The 18,108-nt window shown below is 72.2% G+C and carries 11 protein-coding genes; 3 read left to right on the forward strand and 8 right to left on the reverse strand.

The window, feature by feature from the left end; all coding sequences use genetic code 11:
* Positions 1-9 precede the first annotated feature (9 nt).
* Both NI25_RS10265 and nrdR read right to left on the reverse strand, forming a co-directional pair.
* Positions 10-2,907 (reverse strand): vitamin B12-dependent ribonucleotide reductase, encoded by a 2,898-nt coding sequence (locus NI25_RS10265; protein WP_061442170.1) that lies wholly within the window; start codon positions 2,905-2,907, stop codon positions 10-12.
* A 165-nt stretch (positions 2,908-3,072) separates the two neighbouring features.
* The gene (gene nrdR / locus NI25_RS10270) at positions 3,073-3,621 is read right to left on the reverse strand and encodes a transcriptional regulator NrdR (RefSeq protein ID WP_061442171.1); all 549 of its coding nucleotides are present in this window, start codon (positions 3,619-3,621) and stop codon (positions 3,073-3,075) included.
* 598 nt (positions 3,622-4,219) lie between these two features.
* Here nrdR and lexA point away from each other — a divergent pair.
* Positions 4,220-4,999: a transcriptional repressor LexA gene (lexA, locus tag NI25_RS10275; protein WP_061442172.1), complete on the forward strand. Its 780-nt coding sequence runs from the start codon at positions 4,220-4,222 to the stop codon at positions 4,997-4,999.
* Positions 5,000-5,144: 145 nt separating this feature from the next.
* On the opposite strand, the gene NI25_RS10280 is transcribed toward lexA, so the two are convergent.
* From NI25_RS10280 to NI25_RS10295, 4 genes are all read right to left on the reverse strand, one after another.
* Positions 5,145-7,139, reverse strand: a complete 1,995-nt coding sequence (locus NI25_RS10280; protein ID WP_061442173.1) for an ATP-dependent DNA helicase — start codon at positions 7,137-7,139, stop codon at positions 5,145-5,147.
* 166 nt (positions 7,140-7,305) lie between these two features.
* On the reverse strand, positions 7,306-7,998 hold the full coding sequence (locus NI25_RS10285; protein ID WP_061442174.1) for a GNAT family N-acetyltransferase: 693 nt from the start codon (positions 7,996-7,998) through the stop codon (positions 7,306-7,308).
* A 61-nt stretch (positions 7,999-8,059) separates the two neighbouring features.
* Positions 8,060-9,958, reverse strand: a complete 1,899-nt coding sequence (locus NI25_RS10290; protein ID WP_061442175.1) for an IucA/IucC family protein — start codon at positions 9,956-9,958, stop codon at positions 8,060-8,062.
* Positions 9,959-10,050: 92 nt separating this feature from the next.
* Positions 10,051-11,322, reverse strand: coding sequence for an aminotransferase class III-fold pyridoxal phosphate-dependent enzyme (locus tag NI25_RS10295; RefSeq protein ID WP_233520712.1), 1,272 nt, complete (start codon positions 11,320-11,322; stop codon positions 10,051-10,053).
* A gap of 854 nt (positions 11,323-12,176) precedes the next feature.
* Between NI25_RS10295 and NI25_RS10300 the strand changes: the two genes are divergently transcribed.
* Together NI25_RS10300 and NI25_RS10305 are read left to right on the forward strand one after the other, a co-directional pair.
* On the forward strand, positions 12,177-13,406 hold the full coding sequence (locus tag NI25_RS10300; protein ID WP_061442177.1) for a trypsin-like serine peptidase: 1,230 nt from the start codon (positions 12,177-12,179) through the stop codon (positions 13,404-13,406).
* Positions 13,407-13,528: 122 nt separating this feature from the next.
* Entirely contained in the window at positions 13,529-14,746 is a 1,218-nt protein-coding gene (locus NI25_RS10305) for a trypsin-like serine peptidase (RefSeq protein WP_061442178.1), read from the forward strand.
* Between the two features lie 80 nt (positions 14,747-14,826).
* Here the strand turns inward: NI25_RS10305 and hflX are convergent, their stop codons facing one another.
* Both hflX and NI25_RS10315 read right to left on the reverse strand, forming a co-directional pair.
* The gene (hflX, locus tag NI25_RS10310; RefSeq protein WP_061442179.1) at positions 14,827-16,320 is read right to left on the reverse strand and encodes a GTPase HflX; all 1,494 of its coding nucleotides are present in this window, start codon (positions 16,318-16,320) and stop codon (positions 14,827-14,829) included.
* Positions 16,321-16,466: 146 nt separating this feature from the next.
* Complete coding sequence (locus NI25_RS10315; RefSeq protein WP_061442180.1) at positions 16,467-18,005, reverse strand: M1 family metallopeptidase; 1,539 nt, start codon at positions 18,003-18,005, stop codon at positions 16,467-16,469.
* Positions 18,006-18,108 lie beyond the last annotated feature (103 nt).

An 18,108-nucleotide genomic window follows, 5' to 3' on the forward strand; every position in this document is an offset into this window, starting at 1 on the left:
GGCTACGCGTCAGCTGCACCCGCTGGTCGAACCGCAGCCCTCGCAGATGTAGCAGGATCCGGCGCGCTGCATCTTCGTGCCGCAGGAGAAGCACAGCGGGGCGTCGGCCTGGATGCCCAGCTGCATCTCCACCAGCTCGGCGCTGGTGTGCGCCTGCTGCGGAGCGGGCTTGGCGGACTCGGCCTCGGCCTTCGGCGTGGCGACGGCCTTCACCTGGGCGAGCGGCGCCGACTGGGCCAGGCCCTCGACGTCCAGCTCGTCGTCGGACGGCTCGTACGAACCCGTCTCCAGGTGGCGCTGGCGCTCCTCGGCGGAGTGGATGCCGAGCGCGGAGCGCGTCTCGAAGGGCAGGAAGTCCAGTGCCAGGCGGCGGAAGATGTAGTCGACGATCGACTGCGCCATCCGCACGTCCGGGTCGTCCGTCATGCCGGCCGGCTCGAAGCGCATGTTGGTGAACTTCGAGACGTACGTCTCCAGCGGCACGCCGTACTGGAGCCCGACGGAGACCGCGATGGAGAAGGCGTCCATCATGCCCGCGAGGGTCGAGCCCTGCTTGGACATCTTGAGGAAGACCTCGCCGAGACCGTCGTCCGGGTAGGAGTTGGCGGTCATGTAGCCCTCGGCGCCGCCGACGGTGAAGGACGTGGTGATGCCGGGGCGTCCCTTCGGGAGGCGCTTGCGGACCGGGCGGTACTCGACGACCTTCTCGACCGTCTCGCGGATGGCCGCCTCGGTCTTCTCGGTGATCTCCGCCTTCTCGTCCTTGGCCGACTTGGTCTTCGCGGAGAGGGGCTGGCCGACCTTGCAGTTGTCGCGGTAGATGGCGAGCGCCTTGACGCCCATCTTCCACGCCTCGAAGTAGACCTCCTCGACGTCCTCGACGGTCGCCGACTCCGGCAGGTTGACCGTCTTGGACAGGGCGCCGGAAATCCAGGGCTGGATGGCGGCCATCATGCGGACGTGGCCCATCGCGGAGATGGAGCGCTCGCCCATCGCGCAGTCGAACACCTCGTAGTGCTCGTGCTTGAGACCGGGCGCGTCGACCACGTTGCCGTGCTCGGCGATGTGGGCGACGATCGCCTCGATCTGCTCCTCCTGGTAGCCCAGGCGGCGCAGGGCCTGCGGGACGGTGCCGTTGACGATCTGCATCGAGCCGCCGCCGACCAGCTTCTTGAACTTGACCAGGGCGAGGTCGGGCTCGAGGCCGGTGGTGTCGCAGGACATCGCGAGACCGATGGTGCCGGTCGGGGCGATGACGGACGCCTGGGAGTTGCGGAAGCCGTTCTTCTCGCCGAGGCGCAGCACGTCCTGCCAGGCCTCCGTGGCGGCGGCCCAGATCGGCGTGTCGAGGTCGTCCATGCGGACGGCCTTGGCGTTCTCGTCGGAGTGCTGCTTCATGACCCGCAGGTGCGGCTTGGCGTTGCGGGCGTAGCCGTCGTAGGGGCCGACGATCGCGGCGAGCTCGGCGGAGCGGCGGTACGACGTGCCGGTCATCAGGGAGGTGATGGCGCCGGCCAGGGCGCGGCCGCCGTCGGAGTCGTAGGCGTGGCCGGTCGCCATCAGCAGTGCGCCGAGGTTGGCGTAGCCGATGCCGAGCTGGCGGAAGGCGCGGGTGTTCTCGCCGATCTTCTGGGTCGGGAAGTCGGCGAAGCAGATGGAGATGTCCATCGCGGTGATGACGAGCTCGACGACCTTCGAGAAGCGCTCGGCGTCGAAGGACTGGTTGCCCTTGCCGTCGTCCTTCAGGAACTTCATCAGGTTCAGCGAGGCGAGGTTGCAGGACGTGTTGTCCAGGTGCATGTACTCGCTGCACGGGTTCGAGCCGTTGATGCGGCCGGACTCCGGGCAGGTGTGCCAGGCGTTGATGGTGTCGTCGTACTGGATGCCCGGGTCGGCGCAGGCCCAGGCGGCCTCGGCCATCTTGCGGAAGAGCGCCTTGGCGTCGACCTCCTCGATGACCTCGCCGGTCATGCGGGACGTCAGGCCGAACTTGCCGCCGTCCTGCACGGCCTTCATGAACGTGTCGTTCACGCGGACCGAGTTGTTGGCGTTCTGGTACTGGACGGACGTGATGTCGTCGCCGCCCAGGTCCATGTCGAAGCCCGCGTCGCGCAGGGCGCGGATCTTCTCCTCCTCCTTGACCTTGGTCTCGATGAAGTCCTCGATGTCGGGGTGGTCGACGTCGAGGATGACCATCTTGGCCGCGCGCCGGGTGGCACCGCCGGACTTGATGGTGCCGGCGGAGGCGTCGGCGCCGCGCATGAAGGAGACCGGTCCCGAGGCGTTGCCGCCGGAGGAGAGCAGCTCCTTGGAGGAGCGGATCCGGGAGAGGTTCAGGCCGGCGCCCGAGCCGCCCTTGAAGATCATGCCCTCTTCCTTGTACCAGTCGAGGATCGACTCCATGGAGTCGTCGACGGACAGGATGAAGCAGGCGGAGACCTGCTGCGGCTGGGGCGTGCCGACGTTGAACCACACCGGGCTGTTGAAGCTGAAGATCTGGTGCAGGAGGGCGTAGGCCAGCTCGTGCTCGAAGATCTCGGCGTCGGCGGGCGAGGCGAAGTACTTGTTGTCCTCACCGGCCTTCCGGTACGTCTTCACGATGCGGTCGATGAGCTGCTTGAGGCTCACCTCGCGCTGCGGGGTGCCCACGGCGCCCCGGAAGTACTTGCTGGTGACGATGTTGACCGCGTTCACCGACCAGAACTCGGGGAACTCGACGCCACGCTGCTCGAAGTTGACCGAGCCGTCGCGCCAGTTGGTCATGACGACGTCACGACGCTCCCAGGCCACCTCGTCGTAGGGGTGGACGCCGGGAGTGGTGTGGACGCGCTCGACGCGGAGTCCCTTGCCCGCCTTGGTGCCCTTGGCGCGGGAACTCCGTGCCGGACCGCTCGCCGTCTCTGTCATGCCGCCTCCCTGTACGGGCGAAAACGCCCTGAAGTGCCCCGATTGTTCCCGTGGGCACGGTGTTCTGTCTGGTGTTGCGGGCATCTCTCGCTGCGCCCGCAACAGGTCTCTGTTCGCCGCCGTCCGGCCGGGCCCGGGCGCCGAAGTCCGGGTCCGGCCCGCCGGTCAGTCGGCGGCGCCTGCGGGTTCGGGGACCTGTCCCGCCCCCGTGGGCCCGCGGTCGTTCTCCTGGCTCCCCGCGCCGGTGCCGTCGTCTCCGCCGGGACGCCCCGTCGTCTCCCTCAGTTCCGCGATCGCGGCCTCGAAGTCCTCGAGCGAGTCGAACGCCCGGTAGACCGAGGCGAACCGCAGATAGGCGACGAGGTCGAGTTCCTGCAACGGGCCGAGGATGGCCAGTCCCACGTCGTGGGTGGTCAGCTCGGCGCTTCCGGTGGCCCGCACCGCCTCCTCGACCCGCTGGCCGAGCTGCGCGAGCGCGTCCTCGGTGACGGGCCGGCCCTGGCAGGCCTTGCGCACCCCGTTGATCACCTTGGTCCGGCTGAACGGTTCGGTGACCCCGGACCGCTTCACCACCATGAGCGAGCACGTCTCCACGGTCGTGAACCGACGGGAGCAGTCAGGGCACTGGCGGCGCCTGCGGATCGACGTGCCGTCGTCGGTCGTACGGCTGTCGACGACACGGCTGTCGGGGTGCCTGCAGAAGGGGCAGTGCATGGACTCCGAACCCTCCTCACAGCAGACTCAACGGCCTCGAAAGGCCCTTCAGGCCCCTCGAAGCAGCCCCCAGCATAGGCGATCGCGGCGGGCTCGAAGACCCGGGGGACCACAACTTGTGGGCTGCTGATGCAATCCAACCACTAGATGTGGGGATTGGCTCATACATACACGCCGTGCACGCGTGTCGCGCCTGTGCGTACGCACCCCCGTCCCGCCGAGGCCCGCCGCGCCCACGCGCGCACCGAACGCGCCTGCGGGCGCGCGCGGGCACACGCACGGCCGTACCGCCCGGAAGCATGCGGAGATACCGTGGGCGCCGCGGGGAGGGGACGTGGGACTACCGCAACAGATGGGAGACCCGCCCCGTCGAACGGGATGCCGGATGGCAGACTGGAGCGACCTCCCGGGGGTTGTCGCCACGGCGGTGAAGAGTACAGCAATAAGCCCTTTTGCCCGCCGGGCGCAACGGTAGCCATACACCCAGACATGCAATACGGACGAGGGAATCGCGGTTTTTCACTCGAACGTGTGTTTGGCGCAACCTTTCGAAAGCTACTACCGTTGTGCAACAGGGAGACCATCGAGAGGGGCCGACGTGACCACCACCGCCGACAGTGCCACCATCACTGCCCAGGAACGCCCCCAGGGCCGACCTGAGCCGGTGCACGCGATGAGCGACGCCACGAATCCCGAGGGGCACAAGCGCTCCCTGCCGGGGCGACCTCCCGGCATCCGGGCGGACAGCTCGGGACTCACCGACCGCCAGCGCCGGGTGATCGAGGTCATCCGCGACTCCGTGCAGCGACGCGGGTACCCGCCGTCGATGCGGGAGATCGGCCAGGCCGTCGGCCTCTCCAGCACCTCGTCCGTGGCACACCAGCTGATGGCACTGGAGCGCAAGGGCTTCCTGCGCCGGGACCCGCACCGCCCGCGCGCCTACGAGGTGCGTGGCTCCGACCAGGCCGCGTCGGTGCAGCCCACGGACACCGCCGGAAAGCCGGCCGCGTCGTACGTGCCGCTCGTCGGGCGCATCGCCGCCGGTGGCCCGATCCTCGCCGAGGAGTCCGTCGAGGACGTCTTCCCGCTCCCCCGGCAGCTGGTCGGCGACGGTGAGCTGTTCGTGCTGAAGGTCGTCGGCGACTCGATGATCGAGGCCGCGATCTGCGACGGGGACTGGGTCACGGTCCGCCGTCAGCCGGTCGCCGAGAACGGCGACATCGTGGCCGCGATGCTCGACGGCGAGGCCACCGTCAAGCGCTTCAAGCGCGAGGACGGCCACGTCTGGCTCCTCCCGCACAACGCGGCCTACGAGCCGATCCCCGGTGACGACGCGACCATCCTCGGCAAGGTGGTGGCCGTACTGCGCCGCGTCTGAGCGCCACGGCGGGCGGGTGCGCGCGACCGCGCCCGCCGACCCGACCGGGCCCCGGGACCTCTGCGCCGGTTCCGGGGCCCCGCGCTGTCCCGGGGACGGGCCGGGCCCCCTCCGGGGGACGGCCCGTCCGGTGCGTGGGCCTTCCTCAGCCGCCCTCGGTTTGCTCGGCGCCCTCGGTCTCCCTGGCCTTCGCGTCGATCGCGGCGAGCGACCTGCGGACCTGGTTGCGGTCCGTGGTGAACCAGAAGTCGGGCAGGGACGCCTTCAAATAGCTTCCGTACCGGGCCGTCGCCAGCCGCTGGTCCAGTACGGCGACCACCCCGCGGTCGCCGGACGCCCGGACGAGCCGGCCCGCGCCCTGGGCCATCAGGAGCGCGGCGTGCGTCGCGGCGACCGCCATGAAGCCGTTGCCCCCGGCCTCCTCCACCGCCTTCTGGCGGGCGCTCATCAGAGGGTCGTCCGGCCGCGGGAACGGGATCTTGTCCATGACGACCAGCTGACAGCTCGGTCCGGGTACGTCGACGCCCTGCCACAGCGACAGGGTGCCGAAGAGACAGGTCCGCGGGTCGGCGGCGAAGTTCTTGATCAGCTCGCCGAGGGTCTCCTCGCCCTGGAGGAGGATCGGGTACTCCGGGATGCGCGAGCGCAGTTCCTCGGCGGCCAGCTGGGCGGCGCGCATCGAGGAGAACAGCCCCAGCGTGCGGCCGCCCGCGGCCTGGATCAGCTCGGTCAGCTCGTCGAGCATGTCACCGCGGTCGCCGTCCCGGGCCGGGCGGGCCAGGTGCTTGGCGACGTAGAGGATGCCCTGCTTGCGGTAGTCGAAGGGCGAGCCGACGTCGACGCCCTTCCACTGCGGCACGTCGTCGCCCTCGGTGCCCTCGGGGGCGAGGCCGAGCGACGCCCCGACGCCGTTGAAGTCGCCGCCCAGCTTCAGGGTCGCGGAGGTCAGGACCACGGAGCGGTCGGTGAAGAGCTTCTCCCGCAGCAGCCCGGAGACGGACATCGGAGCAACGCGCAGTGAGGCCCCGAACCGGTCGTGGCGCTCGTACCAGACGACGTCCCACTCGGAGCCGTTGGTGATCCGCTCGGCGACGTCGTGCACGGACTCCACGGAGGCCAGCGCCTGCTTGCGGACCGCGTCCTCGTCCTGCACGGACTTGTCACGGGTGGTGCCGATGGCCGAGATGACCGTACGGCAGGCGTCCCGCAGCGCCATCAGCGCGTAGCCCAGGTCCTCCGGGATCTCCTCGAGGCGGCCCGGCAGCGCCAGCTCCATCAGCCGCTCGAAGCCCTCGGCGGCGGTCTGGAGCTGGTCGGCGGCCTTCTCGTTGACCAGCTTCGCGGCGCGGCGCACCGCACGGTTGACCTGGCCGGGGGTCAGCTCGCCGGTGGCCACCCCGGTGACCCGGGACACCAGCTCGTGCGCCTCGTCGACGATCAGCACCTCGTGCTGGGGCAGGACGGGCGCGCCCTCGATGGCATCGATCGCGAGCAGTGCGTGGTTGGTGACGACGACCTCGGAGAGCTTGGCCCGCTCCCGGGCCGTCTCGGCGAAGCACTCGGCGCCGTAGGCGCACTTCGACGCGCCCAGGCACTCCCGCGAGGACACCGACACCTGGGACCATGCCCGGTCGGAGACGCCCGGCGTGAGGTCGTCGCGGTCGCCGGTCTCGGTCTCGTCGGCCCAGTCGCGCATCCGCAGCAGGTCCTGGCCCAGTTTGCTGGTGGGCGCGGCGGCCTCGAACTGGTCGAAGAGGCCCTCCTCCTCGTCCTGCGGCACGCCCTCGTGCAGCCGGTGCAGGCACAGGTAGTTCGACCTGCCCTTGAGCATCGCGAACTCCGGGCGGCGGCGCAGCAGTGGATGGAGCGCGTCGACCGTGCGGGGCAGGTCCCGCTCGACCAGCTGGCGCTGCAGGGCCAGCGTCGCCGTGGCCACGACCACCCGCTCCCCGTGGGCCAGGGCGGGCACCAGGTAGCCCAGCGACTTTCCGGTGCCGGTGCCGGCCTGGACCAGCAGATGGGAGCCGCCGTCGATTGCTTCCTCGACGGCTTCGGCCATGGCCACCTGGCCGGGACGCTCCGTGCCGCCGACGGCGGTGACGGCGGCGTGCAGGAGTTCGGGGAGTGAGGGCTTCGTCATAGCGCGACCACCCTACGGCCCGGCACTGACAAACGGGGCGGCAAGGCGGGTACGAGGGGTGAGGGACTGCCGGGGTCGTGCGTGCTACGGCGGTGCGGGGGCTGTGGGGACGGCCGGTGCAAGAGTGGCTCCTGGACGGACGGGACGGGACGGAGGGCGGCGCGGGTCACGGGGAATCGGGCGCCGTCCGTTCCCGGACCAGGAGGGCGGCTCGCTTGCCGGGCAGGTCGATCTCGGCGTGGAAGCGGAAACCCGCGCCGAGGAACGCCGCGACGGAAGGTGCGTTGCGGACGTCCGGTTCGGCGAGCACCCGCGTGCACGCGGGCCGGGCGGCGAGGGCGAGGTCGCTCACGGTCCTGATCAGCGCGGTCCCGATGCCCTGCCCGCGATCGGCGCCGTCGCCGATCAGGACGTGGATGCCGGTGTCGTGCGGGCGGACGGGACAGTACCGGGCCAGCGGGTCGAGGTCGGCCCGGTAGATCTCCCAGTAGCTCATCGGCACCCCGTCCAGCATCCCGACGCACGGGACGCTGCGGCCGTCGCCGGTGAGCTGGGCGCGCACGTGGTCCTCGGTCACGCTCCGCGGCCCGGCCAGCTGCCAGTACGCGGCGACGGCCGGGTCGTTCATCCAGCGTGCGACCAGCGGAACATGCCGTTCGACTTCGACGGGCGCCAGGTGGAAGGCGCCCACGGGGGTGCCGATCGGCCCCCAGTCGGCGACGCGGTCGAGGAGATCCTCACGCGCGTGTGGCGCCCCCGTCTCGGCGGGGCCGTCCCCCGCGCTCCGGAAACGCGCGACGAACTCCCCGGGCAGGTGCAGGTCCAGGGTGTCGTCGGCACTCGCGTCGGTGGAAGTCATGGGGTCGCTCTTTCGGGGAGGGGCAGGGTGCCCGAGGGGACGGGTCGGGGCGGCGGACCGGTCAGGCGCGCAGCGGGTTGGCGATGGTGACGTAGACGGACTGGGTGTCCACCGGCCCCACGAGTTCGTCGAGACCGTGCAGGCGGGTCAGCAGGTTGGCCTTGCACCGCAGGACGGGTGAGTCGAGGAGGTGTGCCGGGAGCCGTCCGCCCCCCGGGGCCGGGCCGGAGGCGAGTTCGCCGAGGAAGCGGCGGAAGACGGCGAGCAGCAGCCGTTCGTCGGCGAGGCCCTGGGCGCCGAAGGCGCCGATGAGGCCGAACACGTTGTTGACGGCGAGGTAGTAGGCGAAGCGTTCGTCGGCGACCTCGTCGGCCACGAAGGTGTCGCTGTGCGCTCCGATCCCCGGCAGCCGGGCGTCGAGTTCCGTGCGCCTCGACTCCCGGAAGTAGTAGCCCTGGTTGTCGCGGTAGCGGCCGCCGGCGGGCCAGCCGTCGGCGTCCAGCAGGACGAGCGTGTTCTGCTGGTGCGCTTCCAGGGCGATGCCCGCGTGGGCGTCCAGCCACAGGACGGGACGTACCACGTGGTGGAGGTAGCGCAGGAACCACTCGGTGGCGACGGCGCCCGCCGGGCGGCCCGTCCGCCCGGCGAGCCCGGTGACGACCTCGGCCAGCCGGGAGCGTGGGGCGGGAGCGTCGCCGGTGCGCGCGTCGGAGCGGTCCGCCCGCGTGTGCGGCCACGGCGCGGCGAGGCCGGCCACGCAGGAGACGTCGTCCGAGGGCAGGAACGGGTTGTGACGGATGACGACGTCCAGCCCGCGCACCGGATCGCCGTCCGGTCCGTCGACGGCGAGCCAGGCCGGGTCGCGGACGATGTCGAAGGCCGGGTGGGCGGCCTGCCACCGGCGCGAGAGTCCGCGGCGCAGCAGGCGGTGGACCTCGACGCCGCGGTGGAGTTCCTTGCGGAGGTTCTCGCGGCGGGAGTTGGTGATGTGCAGCGCCAGCGAGAGCTTGAGCATGGCGGGGGCGCCGGTGCGGTGGACGGTCCGCAGGGAGGAGGTGGGATGCCACGGGGCGCCGCGGGAGCCGAGGTCCCTGAGCAGTCCGTCCTCCAGCAGTGCGGCGACCTCGGGCCGGTGGGTGACGGCGCGGAACTGCCAGGGGTGCAGCGGAAGGAGCGCGTATCCGTCCGGCGGGGCCGGCCCGTCCGCGGCGAGGCGGGCGGTCAGCCGAGGTGCGGTGACCGGGCGGCCGCGCTCGGTCCAGGCCGAGTCGGTGGCGAGTACGGACGGGGCGACGGCCATCCAGTGCAGGGGGAAGGAGCCGCGCAGTTCGGGTGAGTACCGCCGGGTCTCCGCGTCGGTGAGGCCCTCACGGCTCTTGGGGGTGGGGTGCAGGGGGTGCCCGAGGAGGAGTGCCTGCTCGGCGGCGAGGAACAGGTCGGGAGGTGCGGGAGCCGGACGGCCGGTGGCACCGTCGGTGTGTTCCGCGCGGTCGCGGAGGAATACGGCGGTACGGCGGACGGAGTCGGCCACGCGCGCGACGAGGTCGGGCCCGGCGGGCCCCGGGACGCCGGGGGCCTCCCGTCCGAGCAGCGCGGCGAGCGTGAGGGCGTCCACGGGCGGCGCCGAGGCGGGGGCGCCGGCCAGCCGGGGAACGCCGAAGCGGTGCAGCCCGGTCGGGGACCAGTAGGGCACGGGGACGGCCAGGGCGGTGCCGCAGGCCGGGAGCAGCAGGTGCAGGACGCCGTTGTCGGGCGCGGGCACGTCGGCCTCGCGGACCCAGCAACGGAGCAGGTTCTCGGCGGCCGCGGCCTGCGCCACGCCGTAGGCGTCGAAGCGGTCGCCGGTGTGTGGGCTGTCTTGGGAGGCGCGGGGACCGGGGTGGTCCGAGAAGACGGTGGCGGCCGGCCGCGGCCCGGGCGGCTCGGCGGACGGCGGCTCATGTGTGGGGGTGGTGTGCAACTCGGTCCTCGTGACGTGCGGGAGGGGGGCGGGGAGCGTCGGCGATGTCAGTGCGAGACGTGTGCCCGGTGGGGCGGGAAGCGTCGGCGATGTCAGTGCGAGACGTGCGCCCGGTGGGGCGGGGCGTGGCCGTCGCGGCGCCGGTCCACCGCCTGCACCGCGTCGGCCAGGCGGTCCAGGACCGCCGACGTCTGCTCCTCGGTGACGATCAGGGGCGGCAGCAGTCGCACGACGTTCCCGGCCGGTCCGGTGAGATCCACGATCAGGCCGCGGTGCAGACACTCCCGTTGGACGGCGGCGGCGAGTTCGCTCCCGGTGCGGGGCCGGTCCGGGTCGGCGGGGGCGCCGTCGTGAGCACCGTCCGGCGGCGCCAGCTCCATGCCGATCATCAGGCCGCGGCCGCGCACGTCCGCGACGCAGGCGAACTCCGCGGCCAAGTCGCGCAGTCGGGACAGTATGCGGCCACCGAGGGCGGCGGCGTGCTCGGCGAGGCCCTGCTCGCGGACGTGGGCCAGGGTCGCCGCGCCGGCGGCCAGGGCGAGTTGGTTGCCGCGGAAGGTACCGGCGCCGGACGCTCCGGCACCGTGCCGGGGGAAGCCGGTGCGGTGGTCGTCGGAGTCGTACCGGTGACCGTCGAGGGGGTCGCCGAGGGCGTCGTGGTGGACCACCGCGTCGAGCGGCAGGCTGCCGCCGATCGCCTTGGCGAGGATCAGCACGTCGGGAGTGACTCCGCTGTGTTCGACCGCCCAGAAGGCGCCGGTCCGGCCGACCCCCGTCTCGGTCTCGTCGGCGATGAGCGGCACGGACCGTTCGGCCGTGATCCGCCGCAGGTCGCGCAGCCAGGCGTCCGGCACGGTCAGTACGCCGTCCGCGCCGCGTACCGGTTCCAGGAGTACTCCGGCGGGCGGTTCTCCCCCGTTGGCCGGGCAGCATGCCTCGGCGGCCGCACGGTGGTGGGCGCCGGTGACGGTGACGACCGGGGCCCGCCCGGTGGCGGCGCGGACCAGGGCGACCGCGGTGTCGACCGGGTCGGTGCCGCCGGGTCCGCAGAACCGCACGCGCGCGTGGGCGGAGAGCCGGGGCGCGAGGGTGCGCAGGAGTTCGGTGACGAACGCGTCCTCCACCGGGGTCGTGAGGCCCATGGCATGCAGCGGGGCCCCGGAGTCGAGAACCCTGCGGATCGCCTCCAGCACGACCGGGTGGTTGTGCCCCAGGGCAAGGGCTCCCGATCCGGAGGCACAGTCCAGGTAGCGGCGGCCGGCGGCGTCCTCGACGGTCAGCCCCCGGGCCCGGACCGGGACGACCGGCAGGGCGCGCGGGTAGGTGCGCGCCGCGGTCTCCCGCGTCGGCTGACGCCTCGGCACGCTCCTCCGCCCGGCGCCCCGCGGCCGCCCGGCGTCGTCCTCGGACCGGCCGTTCACGGGCCGGACCCGCCCGAGCTCGACGCCCTCGGAGCCGGCTGCCTCCCGGCCAGGGCGTCCGGGGCGGCCACGGCGGCCGGGGCTCCCCCACCCCGTGCTCCGGGGTGCGGCGATCTCTCCGTCGCCGCCCGCAAGCCCCTCGTACGCGGATCCCGCCACGGCTTCTCGACCTCCCGCTGTCCCGGCACGACGCGTCGTGGCGGGCCCGTCCTCGGCACGGAGGACCGCGTCGCGACAGCGGACCCCCCACCGCTAGCAACCGCGGCGCGCGCGGTGGGTTACGGGTTGCCCGAAGATCCTTGCCGCGGGCAGGCGGCCCCCGCGCCCGGGCGGTGCGCTCGCGGCGGGCCGCCCTGGCTCACCGGGCGAACGCCTCCGGCGAGAGGCCCGGCCCCGGTCAGCGGCCCGACCGGCGCGGCCGCTCCCGGCTCGATGCCGTGCTGCCCGGCCGCACCGGCGCCCGGCGGCGCGGCCGGGCCGTTCTCGGCGCCCCCTCCGAGCCGTGGTGCGGGACGCCGTACGGCACACGGTGGTCCGGCGAAGGGCCTCAACGCCTTCATGAACCGCCCGTGGTCTCCTCGCCGGCGCGCCGGCGCCGCCGCCGAGCAGCGCCGGTCGGACGGCTGTGTCCGAACCGTTGCCGTTCCGTCGGAAGTCCCCCACAGCGGGCGCATAGTGTGTGGTGCCGTTCCAGGTCGCAGCCGCTGCGCGGACCCGGGCCCCGGAAGACCGGGCCGGATCCGCCGGGCGGCGCGGCCACTGCACCACGTTCGTTCACAGCAGGGGGAGTCAACACCATGCGATCCATACGGCCGTCGTTCAGCACGCGCGGAAACAGACGCGGGCGGCGCGGGACCTCCTCCGCGGCCGCCGCCGTGGCGCTCGTCTCGGCGCTCGCGCTCACCGCCACGGCGTGCGAGGACGGCGACCCCGAGGCGGGCGGCGACGCCTCGGCCTCCGCTTCCGCGGTCGACGACGGCAACGGCGGCATCCGGATCCCGGACCACATCAAGGACAAGCTCAAGGAACACGGGATCGACGTCGACGACTGGAAGAACGGCGCCTGGAAGAACTGGAACAAGGACGACTGGCTGCGCGAGGCGCAGGACTTCGTCAACCCGATCATCGAGGGCCTGTGGGACCCGGACCGGATGCGGGACGCCGAGGAGCCGGACCAGGAGGTCGACGACAACGACATCTCCGGTGACCAGGGCGTCACCGACCCGGAGCCGGCGCCCGTCGAGGCGGCGGCCGTACCGGCCAAGTACCACGACAGCGCCGCCACGGCCGGCAAGCTCCTCTTCGACTCCCCCAAGGGTTCGATGGTGTGCTCGGCGACGGTCGTGAAGGACCCGGCCCACCCCGGCAAGTCCAACATGGTCTGGACGGCCGGTCACTGCGTGCACGCCGGCAAGAGCGGCGGCTGGTACCGCAACATCGCCTTCGTGCCGTCGTACAACGATGCCGACATGTCGACGGAGGAACTGCAGAAGGCCACCAAGGAGGAGCTCGCTCCCTACGGTGTCTGGTGGGGCGACTGGGCGCAGACCTCGGACCAGTGGATCGAGCAGGGCGGTGCCACCGGCGGTGACGGCGCCTCGTACGACTTCGCCGTGATCCACGTGACGCCGGAGAAGGGCAGCGGCGGCAAGTCGCTGGAGGAGACGGTCGGCGCCGCGATGCCGGTGGACTTCGACGCGCCCGCCGTGCCGGAGATCGAGAGCATGAAGGCGATCGGCTACCCGGCCGCGCCCCCGTACGACGGCCAGAAGCTGTACCAGTGCCAGGACAAGCCCGGGCGGCTGTCGATCAACGCCGCCGACCCGACGATGTACCGCATCGGCTGCACCATGACCGGCGGTTCGTCCGGCGGCGGCTGGATCGCCGCGGGCTCCGACGGCAAGCCCGCGCTGGTCTCCAACACGTCGATCGGCCCGGTGACGGCCGGCTGGCTGGCCGGTCCGCGCCTGGGCAAGGAGGCCAAGGGCGTGTTCGACGCGGTGAGCGGCAAGTTCGCCGGTCAGTGAGCGGGCGTCGCCTGCGCTGAGCCGGCCGGACGGTGGGGTGTGTCGGGCCGAGGCCGGCACCCCACCGCGCATCCATGACAGACAATCACGCATTCACACGTCTCAACGGGGGTCCCCGCACCATGCGTTCCACACGTACGTCCGCCGCGCCACGGCGCGGCCGGCGCACCGCTGTCACCGCGGCCGGCCTGGTCGCCGCGCTGACGCTCACCGCGACCGCCTGCGGCGGATCGGAGCAGGACGAGGCCGATGCCGCACCCGGCGGCGGCACCTCCCAGGCCGCCGACGCCGGTGACACCGGCGGCGGCGAGGGCGGTCTGCCGGCCGGCCTCGCGGACCGGCTCGAGGAGCACGGCATCGACGTCGACCAGTGGAAGGACGGCGGCTGGAAGAACTGGGACAAGGACAAGTGGCTCAGTGAGGCCAAGGACTTCGTCAACCCGGTGATCGAGGGCCTGTGGCAGCCGGACCGGATGAAGTCCGCGAAGGAGGCCGACAAGACCGTCACCACCAAGGACGCGGCCGCCGACCAGGGCGCCACCGACCCGGAGCCGGCGCCCGTCGAGGCCGTGGCCGAGAAGAAGCCGTACCACGAGAACGCCGCCCCGGTGGGCAAGGTCTTCTTCGACTCCCCCGAGGGCTCGATGGTCTGCTCCGGCACGGTGATCAAGGACGTGAACCACCCCGGCAAGTCCAACCTGGTGTGGACGGCGGGCCACTGCGTGCACGCCGGGGGCAGCGGCGGCTGGTACCGCAACATCGCCTTCGTCCCGTCGTACAACGACTACGGAAAGTCCGAGGCGGAGCTGGCGAACGCGACGACCACCGAGATGGCGCCGTACGGCACCTGGTGGGCCGACTGGGCGTCGACCTCGGACCAGTGGATCAAGGGCGGTTCGGAGAGCGGCGGCGACGGGGCCGCGTACGACTACTCGGTGCTGCACGTGAAGCCCGAGCGGGGCGACAAGTCGCTGGAGGAGACCGTCGGCGCCGCGCTGGAGGTGGACTTCTCCGCCCCGTCGGCGACGGAGGTGTCCAGCATGGGCGCCTGGGGCTACCCGGCGGCCCCGCCCTACAACGGCCTGGAGATGTTCAAGTGCGTCGACCGGCCCGGCCGGCTGTCGCTGAGCCCGTCGCTGCCGACGATGTACCGCATCGGCTGCACGATGACCGGCGGTTCGTCCGGCGGCGGCTGGTTCCGGGTGGTGGACGGGGAGACCAAGCTGGTCTCGAACACCTCGATCGGCCCGCTGGAGAACACCTGGCTGGCGGGGCCGCAGCTGGGCCGGGCTGCCGAGGCGATGTACCAGAACATGAGCAAGACGTACGGCGGTCGGTGAGCCGCACCTGACGAGGGCCCGTCCCCTGCCGTGGCAGGGGACGGGCCCTCGGTCGTCGCCCGCTGTACGCCGCGCGCGTCTCAGGCGAGCGGCGCCGGGACGTACGGCGTCAGCTCCGCCGCCAGTTCCTCGTGCACCCGGACCTTGAGCAGGGTGCCCTCCGGGGTGTGCTCCTCGGAGATCACCTCGCCCTCGTCGTGGGCGCGGGCCACCAGCTTGCCCTGGGTGTACGGCACGAGGGCCTCGATCTCGACCGAGGGACGCGGCAGCTCGTTGTCGATGAGCGCGAGCAGCTGGTCGATGTTCTGACCGGTGCGCGCCGAGACCGCGATGGACCGCTTCTCGACCCGCAGCAGCCGCTGGAGCACCAGCGGGTCGGCCATGTCGGCCTTGTTGATGACGACGATCTCGGGCACGTCGGTGGCGCCGACGTCCCTGATCACCTCGCGCACGGCGGCCAGCTGCTCCTCCGGGACGGGGTGCGAACCGTCGACCACGTGCAGGATCAGGTCGGAGTCGCCGACCTCCTCCATCGTGGAGCGGAACGCCTCGACCAGGTGGTGCGGCAGGTGCCGGACGAAGCCGACGGTGTCGGCCAGGGTGTACAGGCGGCCGCTCGGCGTCTCCGCGCGGCGCACGGTCGGGTCGAGGGTGGCGAACAGCGCGTTCTCCACCAGGACGCCCGCGCCCGTGAGACGGTTGAGCAGCGAGGACTTGCCCGCGTTGGTGTAGCCCGCGATGGCGACGGAGGGCACCTTGTGGCGCTTGCGTTCCTGGCGCTTGATCTCGCGGCCGGTCTTCATCTCCGCGATCTCACGGCGCATCTTCGCCATCTTCTCGCGGATCCGTCGCCGGTCCGTCTCGATCTTGGTCTCACCCGGGCCACGGGTGGCGAGGCCGCCGCCCTTGCCGCCGCCCATCTGCCGGGACAGCGACTGTCCCCAGCCGCGCAGCCTGGGCAGCATGTACTGCATCTGCGCGAGCGCGACCTGCGCCTTGCCCTCTCGGGACTTGGCGTGCTGGGCGAAGATGTCCAGGATCAGGGCCGTGCGGTCGATGACCTTGACCTTGACGACGTCCTCGAGGTGGATCAGCTGGCCCGGGCTCAGCTCACCGTCGCAGATGACGGTGTCCGCCCCGGTCTCGAGCACGACGTCCCGCAGTTCCTGGGCCTTGCCGGAGCCGATGTAGGTGGCGGCGTCGGGCTTGTCGCGGCGCTGGATCACGCCGTCGAGCACGAGGGCGCCCGCGGTCTCGGCGAGGGCGGCGAGCTCCGCGAGGGAGTTCTCCGCGTCCTGCACGGTGCCCGAGGTCCACACGCCGACGAGGACGACCCGCTCCAGGCGGAGCTGGCGGTACTCGACCTCGGTGACGTCCTCGAGCTCGGTGGAGAGGCCCGCCACGCGGCGCAGGGCCGCGCGGTCGGAGCGGTCGAACTGCTCGCCGTCCCACTGGGAGTCGGTCTCGTGGCTCCAGGCGACGTCCTCTTCCATCAGGGCATCGGCCCGGAGGCCCTCGGGATAGGTCTGCGCGAGACGCTTGGTGTCCTGGGAGGGGGAAGAAGAGGAGGTCATTGGTTCCTTACGCAGTTCGGAAACGGTGGGCGCGGCACACGAGCCGCGACACGGTGTACAACGTGCGAACCGCCTGGGAGATTCCCGGGGCCCGCACCGCGCCGTCCCGAAGATGGTCGCACGGCACGGGCCGTCTCGTCACCGGCTTATTCCGCGTGCGTCCTGTGGGCCGCCTTGGCGGGGGCCTTCTCGGGAGTCTTCGCGGCGGGGGTCTGCTTCCAGTCCGGGTGGCCGGGCATCGGCGGGGTCTTCTCCCCGTACAGCCAGGCCTGGAAGAAGCCGCCCAGGTCGCGGCCGGCGATCCCGGAGGCGAGCCGGACGAAGTCGGCGGTCGTCGCCGTGCCGTCCTGGTTGCGGGCGACCCACGCGCGCTCGACGCGTTCGAAGGCGGGGCGGCCGATCTCCTCGCGCAGGGCGTAGAGCACGAGCGCGGCCCCGTCGTAGACGTTGGAGCGGAAGATCCCGGTCTTGCTGCCGTTCTTCGGCGGCTTCGGAGCCGCCGGGGGGCCGCCCGCCGTGCGCCAGCGGTCGGAGGCGCCGTAGGCGGCCTTCATGCGGGCCTCCATGGGCCTGTCCGCGGTCTCCTCCGCGTACAGCGCCTCGTACCAGGTGGCGTGTCCCTCGTTGAGCCACAGGTCGGACCAGGTGGCCGGGCTGACGCTGTTGCCGAACCACGAGTGGGCCAGCTCGTGCACCATGATCGACTCGACGTACCACTTCGGGTAGGCCGGCTCGGTGAACAGCTCCCGCTCGAAGAGGGTGAGCGTCTGGGTCTCGAGCTCGAAGCCGGTGGTGGCGTCGGCCATGAGCAGGCCGTAGGTCTCGAAGGGGTAGCGCCCGACCTTCTCCTCCATCCACGCGATCTGGCCGGGGGTCTTCTCCAGCCACGGTTCGAGCACCGCGCGGTGCTGCGTCGGCACGACGTCCCTCACCGGCAGTCCGTGCGGGCCCGTGCGGTGCAGCACGGTGGAGCGGCCGATGGACACCTGGGCCAGCTCGGTGGCCATGGGGTGCCCGGTCCGGTAGGTCCAGGTGGTCGAGCCGCCGGCACGGTCCACGTCCGCCGGCAGGCCGTTCGCGACGGCCGTGAGCCCGTCGGGGGCCGTGATGCGGAAGGTGAACCGCGCCTTGTCGGAGGGGTGGTCGTTGCAGGGGAACACCAGGTGGGCGACGTCCGCCTGGTTGGCCATGGCGAGTCCGTCGGCGGTGCGCACCCAGCCGCCCGGGCGGTCCTCGGGGTACACGGGGTCGCTGCTGTGCCGCACCGTGATCCGCGTCCGATCGCCCTCGTCGAGCTCGTCCTCGGGCGTGACGACGAGGTCCTCGCCGGCGGTGGCGAAGCCGGCGGGCTCCCCGTCGACCTCGACGGAGTCGACCTTTCCGTGGGCGAAGTCGAGGTTGATCCGGTCCAGGTCGGCGGTGGTCCGGGCGTCGATGGTGGTGACGGCCTTCAGCGGCTTGCCGTTGTCGCCGGAGTAGGTGAAGGAGAGGTCGTACGCCGTCACGTCGTAGCCGGGGTTGCCCAGCTGCGGGAAGAGGCGGTCGCCGACGCCCAGCGGGGTCGGCGGTGCGCTCGCGGCGATCAGGCAGACGGAGACGGCGGAGGCGAGCAGCGCCGCGGCCCTGAGCCGGCGCCGGGAGCGTGCGCGGGGTCGCGGAGTCGGGGCGTGAGGGGTGTGCAGCATCCCCCACGGCTATCAGCGCGCGCGTGCGGTGCGGCGACGGCGCGCGCCCACGGCACCCGAACGGGTCCCCGCGCGGTGTGCCGGCTCAGACGGCTGTTCAGAG

It is taken from the genome of Streptomyces sp. CCM_MD2014, assembly GCF_000772045.1.
Lineage (GTDB): Bacteria > Actinomycetota > Actinomycetes > Streptomycetales > Streptomycetaceae > Streptomyces > Streptomyces salinarius.